Source organism: Aggregatimonas sangjinii (assembly GCF_005943945.1).
Lineage (GTDB): Bacteria > Bacteroidota > Bacteroidia > Flavobacteriales > Flavobacteriaceae > Pelagihabitans > Pelagihabitans sangjinii.
In genome coordinates this window covers 102145-124141 of the sequence record NZ_CP040710.1, presented here as the reverse complement: position 1 = coordinate 124141, position 21997 = coordinate 102145, and the positions used below count along the sequence as shown (strand labels likewise).

The following is a 21997-nucleotide window of genomic DNA, read 5'->3' as shown; positions in this document are numbered from 1 at the left end:
CTCAAAGTCCCGTCTTCGCGAATAGAATTCAATATCCAAATCACTCAAAATTGCTGCCCGCAAGTATTTTCGTATCATCTTTTTGAGCCTTCTTTCGAGGGGATGCTTTATAGACTTCTTGTACGATTTCATACAAATCCGGAATTACCCTTCTCGCCAGTTTCGAATTGCTATTAAGGAGCACGCATATTCCTAAATCGACTTCAGGATAGACGGCGATTTCATTTCTATAACTGTTCACACTTCCTCCATGGTGCCAAATGGTCTGTTCTTGATCACTTCCATCGGATGCGGCCATCTTGTGAATGCGCCATCCAAACCCATAATACGATTTCAGATGTCCGGGCCAGCGTTGGTAATATTTACTTTTTCCTTTGTGTTCTATGATGGGGTTGAAAGCCTCTTTGATAACCGATTTTTGCATTACCTCCGGGCGGTATCCGAGTAGAAAACGCATCCATTTGGCCATATCGAGGGCGCTTGCATTGATACCCCCGGCGGCCACGGCATTGTAATACCTATTGGTCAGCGGCCTGCTTCTAAAACTTTTACGCCATTTCGAATGGGGCATGGCCACATTATCGGCATCCGATATCGTCTGGTGGTCCATGGTAGCGCTGTGCATCCCCAAGGGTTTGAAAAAGCGGTTATTCAGCGAGGTGGTGATTTTTTTACCAGTGGCCTTGTGCATCATCTCTTGGCATAATGAGAACATCGCGTTTTGGTAACTGTACAATGAACCAGGTTCGCTGATCGGTGCGACTTCCTTAAAATGTGTGGCAATTTCCTTTACCGATAACCCGGCCTCCACCAGATTGGTAAAACTATGATAGGGTGTGCCCGCGGTATGGGATAAAATATTGGCAAGGGTAATTTGAGCCGTATTCTGCCGGTCGCCCAACTGAAATTCAGGTAGGTAATCGATGACCTTATCTTCCCAATCCAGTTTGCCTTCATCTTCCAGACTGGCTGCCAAAATTCCTGCAAACCCCTTGGAGAGAGATCCAAGCCTGAATATGGTCTGTCCGTTAACCGTGGCAGCGTCATTGATTTTTCGTTTTCCAAAGCCGTCTGAAAGTAGAATAGAATCCCCTTTAACGATACTCACTCCCGCCCCTACGATTTCCCCTGATGCAATGGCTTTATTAAAATAGTCGGTGAGCGTGCTTTTTAATTGCTGTTGCCGAAGTTGATAACGACGCACTTCCTCTTGATCGATAGCGGTTTCTTGCAATGCCGACTTTGAAACCAAGGCTTCGGGGCCGGGTATCGATGTAGCGGTGTTTTCGCTCAAAGGCATCAAAATAAAAAGCGTAAGTAGAAATAGGGCTGCGCCCCCTAAAATTTTGAATCGCTGCATAGGTTAGGTACTGATTTGGTATAGACCAAACGAAATAATTCCTGATTAATTACCCGAGCCTTTCCTATGACATATGTATTGATTTAATTTTATCGGCTTCGGTATCGCAGCTAATCAACTTCCACAAAACCGTTGTCTTGGACTAAAATATGGTTTAAGCATCAGGCAACGATTTATCCTAAAAGCCCTTCGGCTGGAGTCCGACGTAGATTTTTCGTACTTCCGGGGTTTTGGTTCAAGTATTTTTGAAATTTTCGTTTTGTGGCTCACCGATTTGCTCCTTTCCATTCATTCTTGCCCAGGCTTCTGAAAGACTGTTTTCAATCATTTCAGTATCTCTTTACCTCTGTACACCATAGAAATTCATGCTTTGACAACAAATCCATGCTTTAGACCAAAAATCTTGAAATATTAAGAAGGCCTGGCACGTTTTAAAAAAATACCAGTCCCAAAAAAATAATGAGAAACCTACTCTCCCTAGCAATCTTATTTGCCAGCATACTTTTACAAGCCCAGAACGCACCCCAATCAGATGGGATTCTTGAACAAGAAATTAGTTTCAATTCCTATGGGAACAATTGGAACGATAGCCATGAAGACTCTTCCACGTTCGGTATTAGTTCGGATTTGGTCTATAACGATCTGGAAACGACAATAAGACCTTCACGGTTGAATTCCGATGGTTATCCAGAAGCGGAGTACGAATCCGCAAAGCGCCTTAATGCAGTTTTCGCTGGCGAGTTCACAACCATTTGGGATACTACCCTCCCAGGAACCTCCGGTAACGATCAAATCACGATTCCCACCAATCCCGCCTACACCTACAACTACACAGTAGATTGGGGTGATGGTTCGATCGAGACGAATATAACGGGGGATGTTACCCACACCTTTGCTACCCCCGGTAGACAGACCATATTGATCAGTGGTGATTTTCCTGCGATTTACTTCAATGATGCAGGTGATAAAGGAAAAATAGTTGAAATCCTAAGCTGGGGTACCATCCAATGGGAAAGCATGGAGGATGCTTTTCATGGATGCGACAATCTGAATTTCGATGCCATAGACAATCCCGACCTAACACAAGTAAGCAGTCTAAAAAATATGTTCAGGAATGCTTCCGTTTTTAATGGTATCATTAACGACTGGAACGTTAGCTCGATAAACGACATTTCCGGGATGTTCGCAAACGCACAAACCTTTAATAGACCTTTGGATAAATGGGTAACCAGTGCGGTAACGGATATGTCGGAGACCTTCGCTGGTGCACGAAATTTCAATGAACCCCTCGACAACTGGAATACGGCCTTAGTAACCAATATGTCGAGTATGTTCCGCTATGCTTCGGCCTTCAATCAGAATATCAATAGTTGGACCGTTACGCAAGTAACCGACATGTCCAGTATGTTCGCTGGTACTGGAAGTTTTAATTTTCCCTTAAATCTTTGGAATGTATCCAATGTGGAGAATATGTCCGAGATGTTCGCGTCGTCCGGTTACAATCATCCACTTGAGAATTGGGCGGTAGGCAATGTTACGAACATGAGTGGGATGTTCTCGCGGGCGCGTTATAACCACCCTTTGGAAGGTTGGGATGTGAGCAAGGTTACCGATATGTCCGAAATGTTCGACAACAACCGCGTGTTCAACCATCCCCTAAATGGATGGGACGTTAGTGCGGTTACCGATATGAGCGATATGTTTGCGGGCTTTTCATCGTCCTTAACAGTTTACAATCAGCCCTTAGACCTTTGGGAGGTTCAAAATGTCACTGATATGTCGGGTATGTTCAAATCGTCTAGTTTTAACCAGCCCATAGAAGGTTGGGATGTAGGCCATGTCGAGAATATGGCGTCAATGTTTCAAGAGGCGGTGGCGTTCAATCAGCCCCTAAACGCCTGGAATGTTGAGAATGTAGAGAATACGGCATCAATGTTCTATGGTGCAATCGAATTCAACCAACCTCTAGGTCTTTGGGACGTGGGTTTGGTCGAGTCGATGGCCTCGATGTTTTCCTATGCAGCAAAGTTCAACCAGTCTCTTGCTGGTTGGAACGTGGGCAATGTAACGCAAATGTCCCGAATGTTCGACAGAGCCACAGCCTTTGATCGGAATCTGGGGTCATGGGATATTGGTAAGGTATCGGCCATGGTAGATATGCTAAGGGAATCCGGACTATCCGAAACCAATTACGACAATACGCTTATCGGTTGGTCTACCCAAACCGTGATGCCCAATGTAGCATTAGGGGCCCTAGGTTTAAACTATTGCGAGGGCCTTGAAGAGCGCCAATTGCTGATAGACAATTCGAACTGGGATATCACGGGGGACATCATCAATTGTGATTTTGTACTCTGCACGACGATTTTATCGCCTTCTAACGGCGATACTCAGGTACCGGCGAACTTTAACCTCGTTTGGGAAGCGGCACCTTCCGCCACTGGATATCGGGTAAGCGTGCGTAGTGTTACAGGGAGTGTCTCTACCGATATTATGAACGATCAGGATGTAGGGAATGTAACCAGTATCGACTTCGGCACCGATTTTACGCCCGGGGATGATGTTTTCGTTACGGTGGTGCCCTACAATGCCGACGGTCCGGCGGTGGGTTGTACCGAAGAAAGCTTTACCATAATTCCCACTTGGAATAATAGTCCTGATGCCTTTAAATTGACTTTCGACACCACCTTGGCCAGGTTCGGGCCTGACAACCAAGTAGAAATAAAGCGAAATACCGATTTCACTTATGATTACTCGATTGATTGGGGAGACGGGCAATACGATCATAATGTGAGTACCGAAATTGTACACAGCTACCAAATACCTGGTACATATACCGTCGCCATTATCGGGGAATATCCCGCTCACCAGTATCGGTTCGCGGCCCGAGAGGCCGAAAAGTTAATCTCTATAGATCAGTGGGGTACCTATACTTGGAAATCGATGAACCAGTCTTTTGCAGAATGTGAAAATATGGTCTATAACGCCACTGATATTCCAGACCTTTCGCAAGTTGAGGATATGACGCGGATGTTTTACGAAACTTTACTGTTCAATGGGGATATCAACAACTGGGACGTGAGTAACGTGACCAATATGTCCGCTATGTTCTTAGAGGCCGAATCTTTTAACCAGCCCCTTGATAATTGGGATGTGAGTAAGGTCACCAATATGAATTCTATGTTCAAAAGGGCTGAAGTATTCGATCAGGATATCAGCTCATGGATGGTGGGAGAAGTTACCGACATGTCCGAGATGTTCGCGGGTTCTTTTACCCACGAAACGATTTTCAACCAACCCCTGAACGGCTGGGATGTAAGCAAAGTAACTACGATGCGTTCAATGTTCGACTACAATGAAGTCTTCAACAAGCCATTGGCAAATTGGGAAGTGGGTGCCGTAACCAATATGGCATCTATGTTCGATACTGCCGAATCATTCAATCAGCCCATAGGAAATTGGGACGTCAGTGAGGTTACAGATATGAGCCGTATGTTCGGGCGGGCGGAAAAATTCAACCAACCCTTGGCAGGGTGGGATGTTAGTAAGGTGAGCAATATGGCTTATATGTTCAGTGGTGCTTCCGAATTCAATCAGCCCCTCAATGCTTGGAGTGTTGGAAATGTAGAAAGCATGGCCGGTATGTTCAGTTCCGCAAGTGCATTCGATCAACCGCTCAATTCTTGGGATGTTTCCGCAGTAAAGTCTATGCAATCGATGTTCCGAAGTGCTAGCGCATTCAACAGTGCCATATCGAACTGGGACACCGCACAGGTAGTGAGTATGGAATCGATGTTCGAACGGGCAACGGCATTCAATCAGCCCCTTCGGGACTGGGAAGTGAATTCCGTTGTAAGTATGGAATCGATGTTCGAAGATGCCGAAGTGTTCGACCAGCCCTTGGATATCTGGAATGTTAGCGCCGTAGCGAACACGGCATCGATGTTTAAAGATGCTTTGGTGTTCGATCAAGCGATCGGCGACTGGGATGTGAGCTCCGTCACCTTGATGAACTCTATGTTCGAAGGCGCCTTGTCGTTCAACCAATCGCTTATCAACTGGGAGGTGGGCTCGGTTACGCGTATGGACCTACTTTTTAAAAATGCCACATCCTTTAACGAATCTATAGCTGATTGGGATACCGGAGAGGTATTGACGATGAGAGAGATGTTCATGGGGGCTGCAGCTTACGACCAACCGATGAGTAATTGGAACGTTTCTTATGTAACCACCATGGAAAGTATGTTCCAGAATGCTACCGCATTTAATCAGGTAATTTCTTCATGGAATGTTGCTTCGGCAACTACCATGCGCCGTATGTTCTCAGGAGCCGAGATGTTCAATAGTCCGCTCGACGATTGGAATGTTAGACGGGTGACCACAATGGAATCGATGTTCGAAAACACTCGAAATTTCAATCAAACCATCAACAGTTGGCGTGTATCGGGGGTCGATACTATGATCAGTATGTTCGAAAATGCCATAGTCTATGACCAACCGATGGATCGCTGGGATTTGGGCGCCGTTAATATGCGCTCTATGTTCGAGGATGCCAATTCTTTTGACCAATACCTTGGTGATTGGGACATAAGTACTGTCTCGAATATGAATAGTATGCTGGATAACACCATATTGACGCGGGAAAATTACGACAATACACTAATCGCGTGGTCGGAACAAACGCTAACGTCAGGAATCACCTTAGGCGCTCAAGGGCTTCTGTATTGCGATGCTTTGGAAGAAAGACAATCGATGATCGACACTTTTGGTTGGTCGGTAACCGGCGATACCTTAGACTGTCCGGTTCCGCTTTGTACCACCCTTACCGCCCCTGTAAATGGCGAAACCGATGTTCCCGTAAACACGAACCTAACGTGGGAACCAGCCCTTTATGCAAGAGGATACAAACTTACCGTTCGGGTTGACCCCGGTGGTCCATTATTGACAAATGAACTCGTTACAGAAACCTTTTACGAATTTCCGGTCGATTTTACCGGTAATGAAACCGTATACGTCACTCTTGTTCCTTATAATGATACAGGCGATGCCACTGGCTGTGCGGAAGAAAGTTTTACCATTATCAACACGACACCACCTACAGTACCTGAGTGTACAAATATGACCTTGCCAATGGATGGTGATATGGATATACCGGTGGACACCGATTTGGAATGGACACCAATTTCGAATGCCGATGGGTATCGTATTACTGCTGGAACATCTTCCGGGGCAAGCGATGTGATAAGTGATGTTGATGTCGGCAACGCGACCAGCTACAATATTCCTGCAGATCTTCCCGAAAACAGTCCAATATTCGTGACCATAACACCCTACAATACGGAAGGCGATGCTACAGGATGTATTGAGGAGCGTTTTACCACGGCCTTTATACCGATACCACCTCCTTGTACGAACTTGACCATCCCCACAAATGGGGAAATCGATGTCCCCATCGATACCGATCTCAGCTGGAGGCCGATTGCGGAAGCAACAGGCTATCTACTTACCGTTGGTACTTCTGGAGGAGGAATAGAAGTATTGAACAATGTAGATGTTGGGAATATGACTACCTATGACCTTCCCGAAGACCTCAGGGAAAATAGGCTTATTTTCGTGACGATCACCCCTTACAATGAAGTTGGCGATGCTATTTCCTGTGCGGAAGAAACGTTCAGGACAGGAGTCGATAATTCGAACATTGCCCCGATCTGTACCAATTTAACAACACCTTCGAACGGCGATACGAATATTGACATCGCTACCGGTATCACTTGGAATGCCATCGGAAATGCAGATGGCTATAGAATTACCGTTAGCGGAAGCAGCAGTACCGCGAACAATGTGACCGATTTTGATGTAGTATCAGATAACTTCTACGATTTTACCAACGACTTCGACCAAGGCGAAACCGTCACGGTTACCATTGTACCTTACAATGCTATTGGCGAGGCAACGGGATGCACCTCGGAGAGCTTTACCATCATGACGGTTCCGCTGTGTACGAACTTGACCGCACCCGCCGATATGGATACGGGCGTCGCCATCGATACCAATCTGGAATGGGCAGCCATCGCCAATGCAGACGGGTACAAACTTACCGTTACGGGAAGCGTCAGCACGGGCAATAACATTGCAGATCATGACATTTCATCCGGAACCACCTATGATTTTCCAAACGATTTCGAACCGGGCGAGACGGTGATGGTGAGCATTACCCCATACAATGCTGCGGGTGATGCAGTAGCATGTGTTTCGGAAAGCTTTACCATCATGACACTACCCTTATGTACGAACCTGACCGCACCAATGGATTTGGAAACGGGTGTCGCCATCGATACCGACCTTGAGTGGGGAGCGATTGCCGATGCGGACGGGTACAAGCTAACGGTTACTGGAAGCATAAGTACTGGAAATAATATTGTCGACGAAGACATTACTACGGGTAACAGCTATGATTTTCCAAACGATTTCGAGGCAGGAGAGACCGTAACCGTAACGATACTCCCTTATAATGCAGCAGGACGTGCCTTAGGATGCGCTACCGAAAGTTTTACCATCATGACAGTGCCTTCTTGCACCAACTTGACCACACCTTTCGATACGGAAATGGGCGTCGCCATCGATACCAATCTGGAATGGGCAGCCATCGCTGATGCAGACGGTTATAAACTTACGATAGCCGCAAGCATCAGTACGGGTAATGATATCGTCGACCAAGACATTACAAGCGGAAACACCTATGATTTCCCCGACGATTTCGAACCGGGCGAAACCGTAACGGTAACCGTAACTCCTTATAACGCAGCAGGTGATGCAATAGGATGTGCTGCGGAAAGTTTTACCATTATGACAGTGCCCTTGTGCACCAACCTGACCGCGCCTTTCGATACGGAAACGGGCGTCGCTATCGATACCGACCTTGAGTGGGGAGCGATCGCCGATGCAGACGGGTACAAGCTTACCGTAACGGGAAGCATCAGCACAAACAATAACGTGACCGATCTTGACATTTCATCCGGAACCATCTATGATTTCCCCAACGATTTCGAACCGGGCGAAACCGTAACGGTAACCATAACCCCGTATAACACTGCGGGTGATGCAATAGGGTGTACTACGGAAAGCTTTACCATTATGACAGTACCCTTGTGCGCCAACCTGACCGCGCCCTTCGATACGGAAACGGGCGTCGCCATCGATACAGACCTGGAATGGACGGCCATCGCCGATGCCGACGGGTACAAACTTACTGTGACCAGCAGCATCGGTACTGGCAATGCCATTACGGATCTTGACATCCCAACCGGTAATTCCTACGATTTCACGAACGATTTTGAACCAAGCGAGCTGGTGACCGTGAGTATTACGCCTTACAACGCTGCCGGCGACGCACTGGGTTGTACTACGGAAAGCTTTACTATTATGTCTATCCCGGATTGTACCAGATTGACGGCACCATTCAATGGAGCAATTGATGTTGCAATCGATACGGATCTTGAATGGACGTCAGTTCCCAATGCAGATGGCTATCGCTTATCGGTAGGGACCAATCCCTACGAAACGGATCTGGTTGATAATATTGACGTCGCCTCTTTGACGGACTACACCTTTTCCGAAAATCTACCAGCAGATACGGTAATTTATGTCAATATTATACCTTACAATGCAGCGGGTGACGCCACCGGATGCTTTCAAGACAGCTTCGAAACCGAAATCATCATTCCCAACTGTACAGACTTGACTAGTCCACAAAACGGTGCAACCGACGTGCCCTTAGATTCAAGTATCAACTGGGATGAGGCGGAATTGGCCGATGGCTATCGCATCTCGATCGGTACTACCCCGAGCGGAAACGATATTGTAAACGACTTGGATGTTGGCCCATCGCTAAGCTACCAGCCTGATGCAGAGCTTCCGTTTGAAACCCAAATATATGTTTCGATTACGCCTTACAATAGCGAGGGGGACGCCATTCAATGTGCAGAGCAATCCTTTACCACACACATCCCGGAGGATGAAACCAAATACGGTTTCTCACCCGATGGAGATGGCATTAACGAGTATTGGCACATAGACAATATCGAATATTACCCTGAAAACACGGTAACCATATTCAACCGCTGGGGCGATATCGTCTTTGAGGTACAAGGTTATGACAATGCCTCGAACGTATTTACCGGGGAGGCCAACCGTATGACTAAAATGGGTGCCAATACCCTGCCCGCTGGAACATACTTTTTCAATATTCAGGTTCCAGAAAATCATATTCTTAAAAAACTTCAAGGTTTCGTAGTACTAAAGCGTTAATCAAATGAAAGCAACACACAAATTTGGCACGCTGGCACTAGGTGTTTTCCTGTCGTTTTTATCGTTACAAACAGTATCGGCACAACAGACCGCCGTATTTTCGGAATACAATTTCAATCCGTTTATCATCAATTCGGCCTATGCAGGTTTGCTGCCTTCGACAGAAGCTACCGCAACGAATACCGGGTTCAGTACGTTTGAAGGAAGCCCGAGAAACTTTAGCCTCAGTTTTCATTCGCCCGTGAGCGACGGAAAAATAGGCCTTGGTGCGGGCATAATCAGGGACCAAATCGGGGTGACCACCTCAACGAGTGCCTTTGCCGCCTATTCCTATAAGATTTTCTTCGATTTTAAAGACGATAGGCCTTACTGGCAAATTTACCAACCAGGCACCCTTTCGTTCGGAATAACCGCCGGGGTTCAGCAATATCAGGATAATCTTTTGGCGCTGGGCATCGTAGATGACCCCAATTTCAGTCAGAATATCAATGCGACCATTCCGACAATCGGTGTTGGATTTTTATTCAATCATGCCCGTTTCTATGCCGGGGTTTCCACGCCAAACGTTTTAGGAGACGCCCTGGCATCCGACGATAATCTTCAATTGGAAAGTCCCGTTTACGGCTATTTCGGCTATCGCTTTTACAATAACCTTTTCGAGGATTTTATATTGAAACCAAGCGTCTTGTTAAAGTACGAGCATGGTGCTCCATTTCAAGCGGATTTGAACCTGTCCGTAAGCTATAGAAACCGCTTTGAAATAGGTGGAGGATTCCGTACCAGTTCTTCGGCGAACCTGTTGGCTGGAATCTATTTGCTCAATAATTTTCGCATGGTGTATCATTATAACCTAGCTTTGAAAGATTCTCCTTTGGGCAACACCCATGGCATTATGCTCAGCTATCGCTTCGGAAGGGGATATAGCCGTAGTTGATAGCGACCCATCCCAGATGAGACAAATTAGAACGTTTTGGCCTATGGGACCCCATCGATTTCACTGTTTTCAGTAGATTCCAATAGCGCAATGCACAGTACCTTTATCGAAATAATCCGTTGTTGAGCACGTTTATACCGTGCGTAATCCAGTACATCAAACGCTAACCTGACCTTTATGAATAAAGCCGTTCTTCTCTTTTTCGCTTTTATCTTACTATGCGCAAATACCCTAACAGCCCAAGAATTGACTCCCGAAATGGAATCTTTTATAGCTAATATCGACGGCACAAGCCTCGCCGATATCGAAGCTGAATTAGATGAAGGCCTACGAGGACTAAAAGCTTTCATGGGATTTTTTGATGGCGGCGACTCTGAAGGAATAAAGGATTACGCAGGTGAAGAGGAAAACTTTGAAGAACCATTTGCCATAGATACCGCGGTAGTGGCCAAGGCTGTGCTGCAGTTTGAGGATATCGGGTTTCAACAAAACTTCCGTAACGGCAAATCCCAACTGAAATTTGAAAAAATTGGTGACAACTACTGGAATACGGTGTGGATGGAGGAGGGTATGGCAGAAAGCTTTATGCCCAAAACCATATACTTTAAAGATGGCACAAAGGTGACTGAGGGAATTTCAGATAACGAGATAAGCTTCCATTTCGAAAATCCCTGGGGCCCTATCGCTATAATCGACAGTGTAGCCGTTGACTATACCGTTTATTTCACCGCTAAATACGATTCGTTGATGCTTACGAAAAAGTCAAAAAAAATTAAGTACAAAGAGGGTCTTATCAAAGTAAAGCAATTTGAAAATAATTTTCTTTATGTAACCGTGAGCGACGCCTACGCTGATGGATTTTATGTTAATGCGCTGAACGCTGATGGAAAAGTCTTAAACCAGAACAGTAGTTCGTTCTCTCCCACTACCGACGATCAGGCAGGCGATGGGATTGCCGAAATAGTTTCGTTGTTGGAGGAGATTCAGGTAAAATTAAAAAATAAGGATTTCAAGGATACTGAGGCATTTAAAAGCTACTTCCTAAAAGAAGTCTCCAAATTGGAAACCGCCAAGGACACCGATGGGGTGTATCATAAAAAATACTATTTCGAAGGGAATATCGATACGGTAAAGCTCTTTATTGAAACGGAGGAGAAGTCCAAAACGGTTTCTTTTACTGCGATCAACAATAGTGGTTTTGGCAATATTATTTTAATGCAGGACAAAAAACACAATATTTTCCTGGATGCCAATGCCAAAGAGTTGTTCCGGTCGGAGTATCGCCCGATACAATCCTTGGGTTCGCGATACTACCAGAGCGACAGTCTATACTATCACCTTGACCTTGAAGCCAAACAACTGAGGGCAATAGATGCGTTCAGAGTATGGGAAGCCCCTAACGGATTAGCCTTTGTACAAGCTACGGAAGAAAGTAACTTCTTGATGTACGATGCCGAATTTAAGTTGCTATCGGATTTTGCCTTCGAAGGGCTGTATACTATTGATGATACTTATGTGCAAGGAATCACCGGCACCGATAACTTTATTTTAGATTCTAAGGGAACTATCAAAAAACTCGATGGCATCAGCGACATACGCGACCCTTATTATGGAAGAATGGCGGCCAAATCGAACGGTAAATACGGTTATCTCGCAGGGTCGGGCGAAGTCGCTATTCCGTTTGTATATATCGATGCAGGAAATTTTCAGGACGGACTCGCCATTGTGGCAAAAGAAACCAATAAATACGGATTGATCGATACCAATGGAAAAGTAGTGATTCCTTTGAAATACTTCGGGATACAGTCCTTCGAGAACGGTATTGTCTGGGTGTCGACCGGTGATGGGCATGAACTTCTTGATAAGACGGGGAAGGTACTTGTTACCGCGGAGGGCAGTTCGTATTCCGTAAGCGGCTCTGGATTGGATAAAACATATCAGTTCGGTGATGATACCTATGATGCCTTTGGAAGATTGCTTCCAAAAAAGGAGGAGATTAAAGACTAATCAATGCAAAAAATTTATGATTATATTTTTGAGCTTTCCCCTAAAAAACTCGCCATTTACCTGGTTTTGGGGCCGCTCCTATTGTTTTTACTTCATACCATATTCACAATCGGTATTCGTAACCTTTCGAATAATTCTCCTACCCAAGAAAATCTTATTCGGATAATCATAATAATTCTGGCGCTTTGTCTGGCCATTTTTGTCCTGCTTTGGCTCTGTTGGTTGCGAAGCGTGGTGTATTCGGTCGGCGATATGCAACTAGGTTTACCAAGAAAATGGTTTGAAATCGCCTACGTTGCTTTATGGATTTATATTATCTATACCGTTACCGTTTCCATTATCGAGCCCTTGATGGATACTCACTTTTCGGGCGCTGATTACCGCTATTTGATTTATGCCTCCAAGGAGTTTATGAGTTTTGGGGGCATCATGATCGCCTATCCCATTGTTTGCCATTATGCGGCCAGAGCGGTTACGGCAAAAAGAAACAATAGTCCCGCAACCTTCGTTCAAGCCATTCCTCTTACGCTGCTACTCATTTTCGGAACCGTATTGGGCATACCGTTTTTGCATCCACATTTCAGTAGCCGCTCCTCGAAAAATTCACGAATTTTGACCGTCTATGCAATCGCATTCGGGCTGCTCGTTTTTATAGTGATCATCGGTTTTGTAGCGGCGGTAACCGGTTTATTGTAAGGAAAGCTTATTGAATTATCCTTAGAATATGTTTATCTTGATTTTTAACGGATACGCTCCCGTCTTATGGTCGAAGCAGTAATATTTATAAAATAAAGTAACTGCCCTATGGAGAATAGAAGAATGTAGACGAGAAAGTCCATCCCTTTGGGGTATACGGTATTCTGATAATCACGGTTAGGTGTATCATCGGGGCTTATAAATCCGAGGTCAAAAATCAAACCTACAATTGCCAAAATACTAAAAAGCAGGTGTGCTATGGTCAACCCATAAATAGTTCGAATTCCCTTCTTAAACAAAACCCAATACCCAAAGGCACATAGTCCTATCCAGATTGCGGTAAAGTTCAGTAAATGGTGTTGGGAAAAGACATAGTAGGTATCATGAATGTTAATATCGAGCGTACTGCCTTCAAAAAAGAAAAATCTCAAATACGATAGCACAAATAGCAGACCGGAGAAAACGGTCAGACCAACAAAGGGTTTTTCTCTTAACAGTAACCCGGCAACCATGCTATTGGATCATACCCAAATTGATGACCTCTTGTTCGGTCAAATACCGCCAATGGCCTCGTGGAAGGTCTTTCTTTGTAAGGCCCGCATAGACAACACGGTCCAGCTTTACGATTTCATAGTCTAACTCCTCAAAGATTCTTCGTACAATATTGTTTCGGGAACTATATATCTCCATCCCCACTTGGTTCTTTGGGGCATTGTCGACAAAACTTACTTCCTGCACCTTAACCACTTTTTCATCTACCGGAAGACCGTCTTGTATTTTCTTTAAATCGGCACTGCGCAGCGGTTTCGTGAGTTCGATATGGTATATTTTCCGAAGTCCGTTTTTAGGACTGTTCAAGCGTTTGGTCATTTCACCATCATTGGTAAATAGGATCAGGCCGGTCGTGTCCTTATCTAATTTCCCGACGGGCTTTAATTCGGTTTTTGACGCATTGGAAATCAGACCCACCGCGGTACGCTTGCCATGTTCGTCCCTACCGGATGTCACGAAATCCTTGGGTTTGTTCAGCAGTACGTACTCTCTCTTAACCGGATTGAGCAACCGCCCATCGAACTTTACGGTATCGGTCAATTTTACCTTATGCCCCATTTCGGTAACAGGTTTACCATTTACGGTAATGTTTCCCGCAGCGATATAGATATCGGCATCCCTTCTTGAGCAAACACCCGAATTGGCCACATACCTGTTCAAACGGATTACATTGGGGTCCGACGGTTTTTGAGGCTGCTGTTTCTTTTTGATAGGTGCGTTGCCCCGGGCATAACTTTTCTTACGAAAGTTACCACCTTCCCTTCCCGATTTCCGACCCTTTTCATTCGATTCTGACCTGCCCATAATATAGCTTTAGTTGCAAAGGTAGTCTTAATCCTTAAACTCGACCGTAGACTGCCGCTCACGATTTACAGAAAGTTTGGTCACGTCCGGTCTCGAATAATGACCGACTGGATCAAAATTCTGCCGCTCCTCGTAAATCCGATTAAAATCCAAGGTTTTATAAATGATACCTTCTTGATGCAGCACTGGTTCGAGGATCCATTTACCATCTGGGCCCGCTATACAGGATCCCCCGTTGGCCAAGGTCTCCGGTGCTTTTTTGAGAATGGCCTCTACATGTGGTGTATCTTCGGGAAAATCGCTTTTTTTCATCAAGGACGAGACCGAAATCACATAGCTTCTCGACTCGCGGGCGATAAATCGGGTAATGTCCTTCGTATTGTGGTCACTACCCGGCCATACAGCGATGTGTAAATTTTCTCCCTGCCCGTACAACGCAGCACGAGGTAAGGGCATCCAATTTTCCCAGCAATTGAGTCCGCCGACGGTAAATTGTTTTAAGCAATGAACCCGTAAGCCATTGCCATCGCCCGGTGCCCAGGTCAGTCGCTCGTCGTATGTAGGCTGCAGTTTTCGATGCACCGATTGTATTTCTCCTTCCGCATTAATGTAAACCAAGGAGGCGTAAAGACTATGGCCGCCACGGTTTTTGGCACGTTCCATGACTCCAAGATAAACTGCCATGCGATGTTCTTTGGCCAATTGCCGTATACTGTCCAATTCCCCCGCCTCAATCTGAATCGAATTTCTAGTATAATGGGCATGTAGTTCCTTATTGACTTTGGTATCCCACGCGGCACCATCTGTCAGGGCCAACCAAAAAGGGTAGCCGGGCAATAGGGCTTCGCCGAAAATGATAAGCTCCGCTTTTTCCTTTCCCGCATCCTGAATCGTCGTTTCGATTTTTTGTATGGTCCCCGATTTGTTCAACCAAACCGGAGCGATCTGTGCTAGCGCAACTTTCAATGTGTTTTCCATTCTAGATATATTTTTTCAGGGTGATCTTCGCTTACCATAGAAGTAACCCAAAACGCGACTTATGCTTCCTAGATGTAAATTCGAAGACCTTATTATTGGGATATCCTCTCCCATTTTTAAAAAATTCGGTTCAGTACCAAATTCACGTCGATCAACAAGATACTGAAAACCCCTACCACAATAATGAGTTTTAAAATATTATGCAACCATACGTAATGTGCTTTGGTTGAAGAACGTGCCAGCAACACTAGAAAAAGAAGCAAAAACGCCACACATGCCATAAAATATAAGTTCATATGACCGATATCAAATTTCGCAATCAACAGAAGGGACGGAACCAAGGTAAGCAGCACTAGCGCCGCAATACCCAATTTAGAAACCCGAGCACCATATAATATGGGAATAGTGCGATAATTCTGGGCGATATCGCCGGTCATATTCTCGAGGTCCTTGATCATCTCACGCGCCAAAATCAGCAAAAATAGGAACACGGCATGCACAAAAATGACCGTTTCGAAATTCTTGTAGTACACAAAGACGGCAAAAAAAGGGGAAATCGCTAAAATTGCGGATACAAAATTTCCGATGAAAGGAACCTTTTTCAGCTTATGGGAATACAACCAAATTCCAAAAATATAGGCCGAGAAAAAGAGAACAGCTCTAAAGGAAACATAACTTGCCGCAAATACGGCCAGAAAATTAAGAAGGAAATAGGTAGTCAACTTAAAGCGCTGTCCCACCAAGCGATCTAACATGCTCTTTTTTGGCTTGTTGATCAAATCTTTTTCGGCATCATAAAAATTGTTGATGATGTAACCACTCGCTATGACCAAGCCGGATGCCAGAACAATGAAAAAGAGATTTAGATCAAAAATAACCTGACGAAGCGGCAGATTTGGCGAAAGAATATAAATAGAGGCTAAGTACTGCGCCAAGGCGATCATCAAAATATTATACCCACGCACTACGGAGAACAAACTGAGCAACTTAAGAAGAAGCAGTTTGTTTTTTCGACTAAGCATGTGATAGGTATTAGAAGTTGTATACCACTTCTAAATTGTAGTCTTTCAGTGCGGATTTGGCCTTGTCGATATCTTCTGTGAATCCTAAAATATAACCCCCACCACCTGATCCACAGAGTTTTAGGTAGTACTCATTGGTATCGATTCCTTGTTTCCACAACTGATGAAACTTCTTGGGAATCATCGGCTTAAAGTTATCGAGAACAACGTGGGAGAGTTGCTTTAAATTCCCGAAAAGTGATTTTATATTACCGTCTACAAAATCTTCAACGCAGGCATCGGTATGTTTGATGAACTGGTCCTTTAGCATATTGCGAAACCCTTCGTTCTTCATTTTTTCCATAAAAATCTGAACCATTGGGGCCGTTTCACCAGTGATACCGCTATCTAAAAGGAATACGGCACCTTTGCCCTCAGTATTTTGAGAGGGAATACTGGCAGATTCGATATTGTCTTTGGAATTGATTAGAATCGGCAGACTTAAATAACTGTTCAAGGGATCTAGTCCTGAAGATTTCCCGTGAAAAAATGACTCCATTTTACCGAAAATCATTTTCAATTTTAAAAGCTTTTCTCGGGTCAGATTTTCGAGAACCGTAATCTTTTCCTTGGCATATTTATCATAAATAGCTGCTACCAAAGCACCACTACTGCCCACACCGTATCCTTGGGGAATTGAACTATCGAAATACATTCCGGCATCAACATCCCTTTTTAAGGCGGCGATATCGAAAGAAACCAAGTCGGGACTATTTTTTTGTACGATTTCAAGATAGCCGGCAAATTCCCTTAGGCCACTATTCGATTTCTTAGCCGCCTCGGAATCGACGTCGTCGTTCTTCAAGGCTCCTTTAAAAAAGTTATAGGGGATGGAAAGTCCTTTAGAATCTTTAATGATTCCGTACTCTCCAAAGAGAAGGATTTTCGAATAAAATAAGGGTCCTTTCATTATTTTAATTATAAATGGCTAGTGAAAAATTAATAATTATTGCTTGGACGATTTTACAATACTTACCAATAATTTTAATATTTCCTCTATTTTATGCTTGGCGTTTAGATGAGTTTCATCAACTAAATAACCAGTTTTGTGCAACAAATCGAGCCAATAATCGGTTTCATTCGCTTCTTTTAGGCTAATTGTCATCTTATTGATGAAATCAGGTTTGCTAACCGCAAACTCGGCTTCCCTTACATTCGCACCAATTGAAGTTCCTGATTTCAGAAGTTGCCTAGACATAACATATTCCTTGTGCTCGGCAACCAACTTCTTATAAAGATATACAATATACACTGCAAAATCGAAACTCTTGGATTTTATAACGTTGTCTCTCATGCATTAATAACGGAATCATTCGTTATTAATTATTCATTTTTATCTATTAATTTCTTTGCTCCATATCCTACGCTATCACAAATATACTGCCCGTTTTCGCAAAAAACAACCAGTTCATCCGCAATAAAACGATCTACTTTTTCTTTTTCAGCCTTCGGAAATAAAACGTGTACATTGGCACCTGCGTCTAAGGTAAAACAGACAGGGGTACCGGTTTTTTTACGGAAGGCCCATATGGTATTGATGATTTCGAGGGTATTGGACTTCATCAATATAAAATAAGGCAGACTGGTCATCATCATGGCGTGCAAGGTGAGGGCCTCGCTTTCAACGATTTGAATGAACGTTTCTACATCCCCATTTTCAAAAACCGTCCTTAATTTCGTCAGATTTTCATGCGCTTGGGCGAAACGTTGTTCAGCGAACGGATGATTGTGCATTAAATCGTGACCAACGGTACTGCTCACCTGCTTTTGGCCCTTGTCGACCAAAAGAATCGTATCGTGGTATTCCTGAAATACAGGGTGGACTTTATAGGGATATCTGATTCCGAATAGATCTGTACTTCCCACAGTCTCGTGCTTTCCCCATTGTACCAGCGGACCTTCAATGCTTCTGCAAGCGCTTCCTGAGCCCAGACGGGCCAAGAAAGACGCTTTTTGATTGAAATATTCGATCGTTAAATCTGGCTGAAGCTCCATTTCAAGATGCATCAAACAAAGCGCAAGCGCGGACATTCCGCTGGCGGAGGAAGCAATACCGCTGCTATGCGGGAAAGAATTCGATGTTTCAATGATAAAATGATATTCCTTTAAAAAGGGAAGATAAGGTTCGATTCGATTGAAAAAAACTTCAATTTTCGGCTTAAAATCTTCCTTTGGCTTTCCTTCGAACGATAGCTCAAAAGAATAGTCCTTCGCCTTGGATTTTAATTTGGTAAACGAAACCGTAGTCGTGGTCGCACAACTTTCCAACGTAAAACTGATGGAGGGGTTCGCAGGAATCTGATGTTCTTTTTTGCCCCAATACTTCACAAGGGCGATGTTACTCGGGGAACGATAGGTAACTTTACCTTCATCTACTTGACCCACATAGTTTGCGGGTTCAAAATCCTGTTCTCTCATGTTACAAAATTAACCTTTTTATGGAAGGATGGGAATTCGATAGCGAGTAATGAAGGTTGCGAAATGATAGGGTTAATCCAGGATGACATAAAAGCTTCTACAATCACCTGCCCGCAGCTATCTTATAGCTCATTGTGCCATTTCCAACAACTTGACCATGGTTCGGTAGTTTCTTGAAGTTGCCGAAACTTTTAATTTTCGCTCGATAAGGGTGTTACTGAGTTTCGCCTTCCCCGCACCCATCTTGTAATTCAGATAAACGCAATCATTCGTCACCATAAACGCTTCGGCTTCAAATTTTTCCTGTTGAAATGTTTTGATCAATTCGGGTTGTGGCGTTTCTTGAAGTAAAGCGAAATAGACCCTTTTGTGTTCGATGTCGGAGGCATCGGTAAAGGGATTTTTCTTGAAAATAGATTTCAATTCCCCATAGGTCTTGACCAAAACAGGAACATCGTAACCAAAGGTGTCGGCAATGGCTTTTTTGATTTTTTCGGCAACCTTAGCGTTACGGCCTTCCGAGCTCTTTAAAGCGATATTTCCGCTTTGAATATAGGTCTCGACATCTTGAAAATTTAACGCCTTCAGCATGTCGCGCAATTCGGACATGATAATCTTCTTTTGTCCGCTGACGTTGATTCCCCTTAAAAGCGCGATGTATTTGTGCATTAGTCAGGCATTTGAAAAATCAAAATTAAAATCGATGGCAGTTGCAGAATGTCTTTGCCTAGCCCCCCGAAATTCCCTTCGCGGCGATGTAGGCGCTGGTCCATGCATTTTGAAAATTATAGCCCCCGGTTAGCGCATCCACATTCATGATTTCCCCGGCAAAGAACAAATTAGGTAACTTTTTACTTGAAAAGGTCTTGAAATTGATTTCCTTCAAATCTACCCCGCCCGCGGTCACGAATTCTTCTTTAAAGGTACTTTTTCCATCTACCTCGAACTCACATTCGGTCAACTGCTTGGCAAGTGCCTGTAACTGTTCTTTGGTGGTGTCGGCCCACTTCGTCGTTTTTTCTATATCGGAGGCGCGCACGAGGTTCGTCCATAAACGCCGTGGTAGTTCAAAGGCCTTGGTACGCAGTACGGTCTTCTTTCCTTCTACCTCTTTGATATCCATTAGAAAAGAGATAATGGCACCTTTGTTAAAATCGGGCAACCAATTGACCCTGATTTTGAAACGGTAGTTACGGTCATTCATCAAAATAGCTCCCCAAGCCGACAGTTTTAGGATCGCCGGGCCACTTAATCCCCAATGGGTAATGAGTACCGGCCCCTCATCTTGGAGCAATACCTCATCGGGCCTTTGGCTCCGTAGCTTGATGGTTACTTTTGAATTCGAATGACTCTTTGCCAAAACGGACACCGACGCCGGGGTGCTTACTCCGGGAATCCCATTGATTCGCTCATCCTTAATATTAAAGGTAAATAGTGAAGGAACCGGTGGAACGATCGTATGCCCTAATTTTTCGAGTAGATTCCATATTTTCGGGTTGCTTCCGGTCGCTACCAATAACTTTTTGGTTTCATAGGAACCCTTGATCGATTTGACCGCCCATCCTTTTTCTTTGTTTGCCAAAGTTGTGTGTCGAATATCGGTTACCGTACTATGACGTAAAATGTGAATCCCCAAACGAACTGTTTCGCTTAAAAAGCAGTCTATGATGGTTTGTGAGCTATTCGTAATCGGAAACATTCGCCCGTCGTCCTCGATTTTCAATTCGATGCCCCTTTCTTGAAAAAAGGCCACGGTATCGCCACTACAGTAGGCGTGAAACGGTCCTAAGAGCTCTTTTTCCCCTCTGGGATATCGTTTTACCAATTCACCTGGGTCGAATTCGGCATGGGTAACATTACATCGGCCCCCACCGGAAACCTTTACTTTACCCAATACTTCCTTTCCGCGCTCCAGGATACCCACCTTAAAGGTAGGATTTGCCTCAGCTACATGTATGGCCGCATAGAACCCCGCTGCGCCCCCTCCTATGATCAGTACATCGTACATTTAGCGAATGCGTTCAGGATAATTGGTGATAATGCCGTCGACACCAAATCGTTTCATTTTTATGATATCCTGCGGTTCATTCACCGTCCACGCATAGATTTTAAAACCGGCATCCTTGATCGCCAAATTGTTTTCACTTGTAAGTTTCTCGTAATCCGGGTTAATCGCAACGGCCTTCAGTTCTATGGCCTCCGGAATCGCTTCAAGGGGGTCGTCTTCGGTTAGTACAGCGATGGCCACGTCGGGATTAATTTTGCGCATCTCCCGTAGCTCATCCCAATTGAAACTGGAGATGAGAAAATTCTCTGGAGACCAACCTCGTTCTTCGATATAGTAATTCATAATAAAATTCACCCGATCCGATGTCCCGGCACCCTTGAGTTCGATATTGAGGAGTACTTTGTTATCAATTAATTTCAGGACGTCCTGCAGCATCGGTATTTTATGATTTCCGTCAAGGGTAAGTTGCAATAGGTCTACATAATTGTATTCCTCTACACGCCCCCCACCATTGGTCAGACGTTCTACCCGCTCATCGTGAAACACAACGGTCTCCCCACTCTCGATATTAAAGACATCGATCTCGATACCATCTACACCCAAGTCAAGTGCTTTCTGTACAGAGGCCAAGGTGTTTTCCGTTTCGTGGCCCATGGCCCCACGATGCCCTATTATCAAAGGTTCGTTCATGCGTGTGCAGCTTAAAAATAAAAACAGCGAAAATATGGTGACTAAAAATCTCATTCTTTTCTGTATTGCTTGCAATTAAGTTTATCAAAGATACAATTGGTTTTCGAAATCTGTTCTAGGATGCGCACTGCTTCAAACAGGTAGGATAGCTTAATGGGGGTATTGCAGGAGCCCTACATTAT

The 21997-nt window shown here is 44.4% G+C and carries 15 protein-coding genes; 4 read left to right on the top strand and 11 right to left on the bottom strand.

Going from position 1 to position 21997, the window contains the following annotated elements:
• Positions 1–40 precede the first annotated feature (40 nt).
• The gene (locus FGM00_RS00450) at positions 41–1360 is read right to left on the bottom strand and encodes a serine hydrolase domain-containing protein (RefSeq protein WP_138851019.1); all 1320 of its coding nucleotides are present in this window, start codon (positions 1358–1360) and stop codon (positions 41–43) included.
• Positions 1361–1819: 459 nt separating this feature from the next.
• On the opposite strand from FGM00_RS00450, the gene FGM00_RS00445 reads away from it, so the two are divergent.
• The 4 genes from FGM00_RS00445 (at position 1820) to FGM00_RS00430 (ending at position 13304) form a co-directional block, all read left to right on the top strand.
• The gene (locus tag FGM00_RS00445; RefSeq protein ID WP_138851018.1) at positions 1820–9667 is read left to right on the top strand and encodes a BspA family leucine-rich repeat surface protein; all 7848 of its coding nucleotides are present in this window, start codon (positions 1820–1822) and stop codon (positions 9665–9667) included.
• A 4-nt stretch (positions 9668–9671) separates the two neighbouring features.
• On the top strand, positions 9672–10601 hold the full coding sequence (locus tag FGM00_RS00440) for a PorP/SprF family type IX secretion system membrane protein (RefSeq protein ID WP_138851017.1): 930 nt from the start codon (positions 9672–9674) through the stop codon (positions 10599–10601).
• Between the two features lie 177 nt (positions 10602–10778).
• Positions 10779–12608, top strand: coding sequence for a WG repeat-containing protein (locus tag FGM00_RS00435; RefSeq protein ID WP_138851016.1), 1830 nt, complete (start codon positions 10779–10781; stop codon positions 12606–12608).
• Between the two features lie 3 nt (positions 12609–12611).
• Positions 12612–13304 (top strand): hypothetical protein, encoded by a 693-nt coding sequence (locus FGM00_RS00430; protein WP_138851015.1) that lies wholly within the window; start codon positions 12612–12614, stop codon positions 13302–13304.
• A 44-nt stretch (positions 13305–13348) separates the two neighbouring features.
• On the opposite strand, the gene FGM00_RS00425 is transcribed toward FGM00_RS00430, so the two are convergent.
• The 10 genes from FGM00_RS00425 to FGM00_RS00380 all read right to left on the bottom strand — a co-directional run bounded on the left by FGM00_RS00425 (position 13349) and on the right by FGM00_RS00380 (position 21815).
• A complete protein-coding gene (locus FGM00_RS00425) occupies positions 13349–13816 on the bottom strand; it encodes a hypothetical protein (RefSeq protein WP_138851014.1) in 468 nt (155 codons plus the stop codon).
• 1 nt (position 13817) lies between these two features.
• Entirely contained in the window at positions 13818–14660 is an 843-nt protein-coding gene (locus FGM00_RS00420) for a pseudouridine synthase (RefSeq protein WP_138851013.1), read from the bottom strand.
• Positions 14661–14687: 27 nt separating this feature from the next.
• Positions 14688–15638 carry a carbon-nitrogen hydrolase family protein gene (locus tag FGM00_RS00415; protein WP_138851012.1) on the bottom strand — a complete coding sequence of 317 codons (951 nt, stop codon included), beginning with the start codon at positions 15636–15638 and terminating at the stop codon, positions 14688–14690.
• Positions 15639–15754: 116 nt separating this feature from the next.
• Complete coding sequence (locus FGM00_RS00410) at positions 15755–16660, bottom strand: geranylgeranylglycerol-phosphate geranylgeranyltransferase (RefSeq protein ID WP_138851011.1); 906 nt, start codon at positions 16658–16660, stop codon at positions 15755–15757.
• A 10-nt stretch (positions 16661–16670) separates the two neighbouring features.
• The gene (locus FGM00_RS00405) at positions 16671–17609 is read right to left on the bottom strand and encodes a mevalonate kinase family protein (RefSeq protein WP_138851010.1); all 939 of its coding nucleotides are present in this window, start codon (positions 17607–17609) and stop codon (positions 16671–16673) included.
• 36 nt (positions 17610–17645) lie between these two features.
• The gene (locus tag FGM00_RS00400; RefSeq protein ID WP_138851009.1) at positions 17646–17993 is read right to left on the bottom strand and encodes a four helix bundle protein; all 348 of its coding nucleotides are present in this window, start codon (positions 17991–17993) and stop codon (positions 17646–17648) included.
• Between the two features lie 29 nt (positions 17994–18022).
• Positions 18023–19117 carry a diphosphomevalonate decarboxylase gene (locus FGM00_RS00395; RefSeq protein WP_138851008.1) on the bottom strand — a complete coding sequence of 365 codons (1095 nt, stop codon included), beginning with the start codon at positions 19115–19117 and terminating at the stop codon, positions 18023–18025.
• Positions 19118–19246: 129 nt separating this feature from the next.
• The gene (locus FGM00_RS00390) at positions 19247–19786 is read right to left on the bottom strand and encodes a DUF1697 domain-containing protein (RefSeq protein ID WP_138851007.1); all 540 of its coding nucleotides are present in this window, start codon (positions 19784–19786) and stop codon (positions 19247–19249) included.
• Between the two features lie 58 nt (positions 19787–19844).
• On the bottom strand, positions 19845–21125 hold the full coding sequence (locus tag FGM00_RS00385) for a BaiN/RdsA family NAD(P)/FAD-dependent oxidoreductase (RefSeq protein ID WP_138851006.1): 1281 nt from the start codon (positions 21123–21125) through the stop codon (positions 19845–19847).
• On the bottom strand, positions 21126–21815 hold the full coding sequence (locus FGM00_RS00380) for a glycerophosphodiester phosphodiesterase (protein ID WP_236262858.1): 690 nt from the start codon (positions 21813–21815) through the stop codon (positions 21126–21128).
• Between the last annotated feature and the right edge of the window lie 182 nt (positions 21816–21997).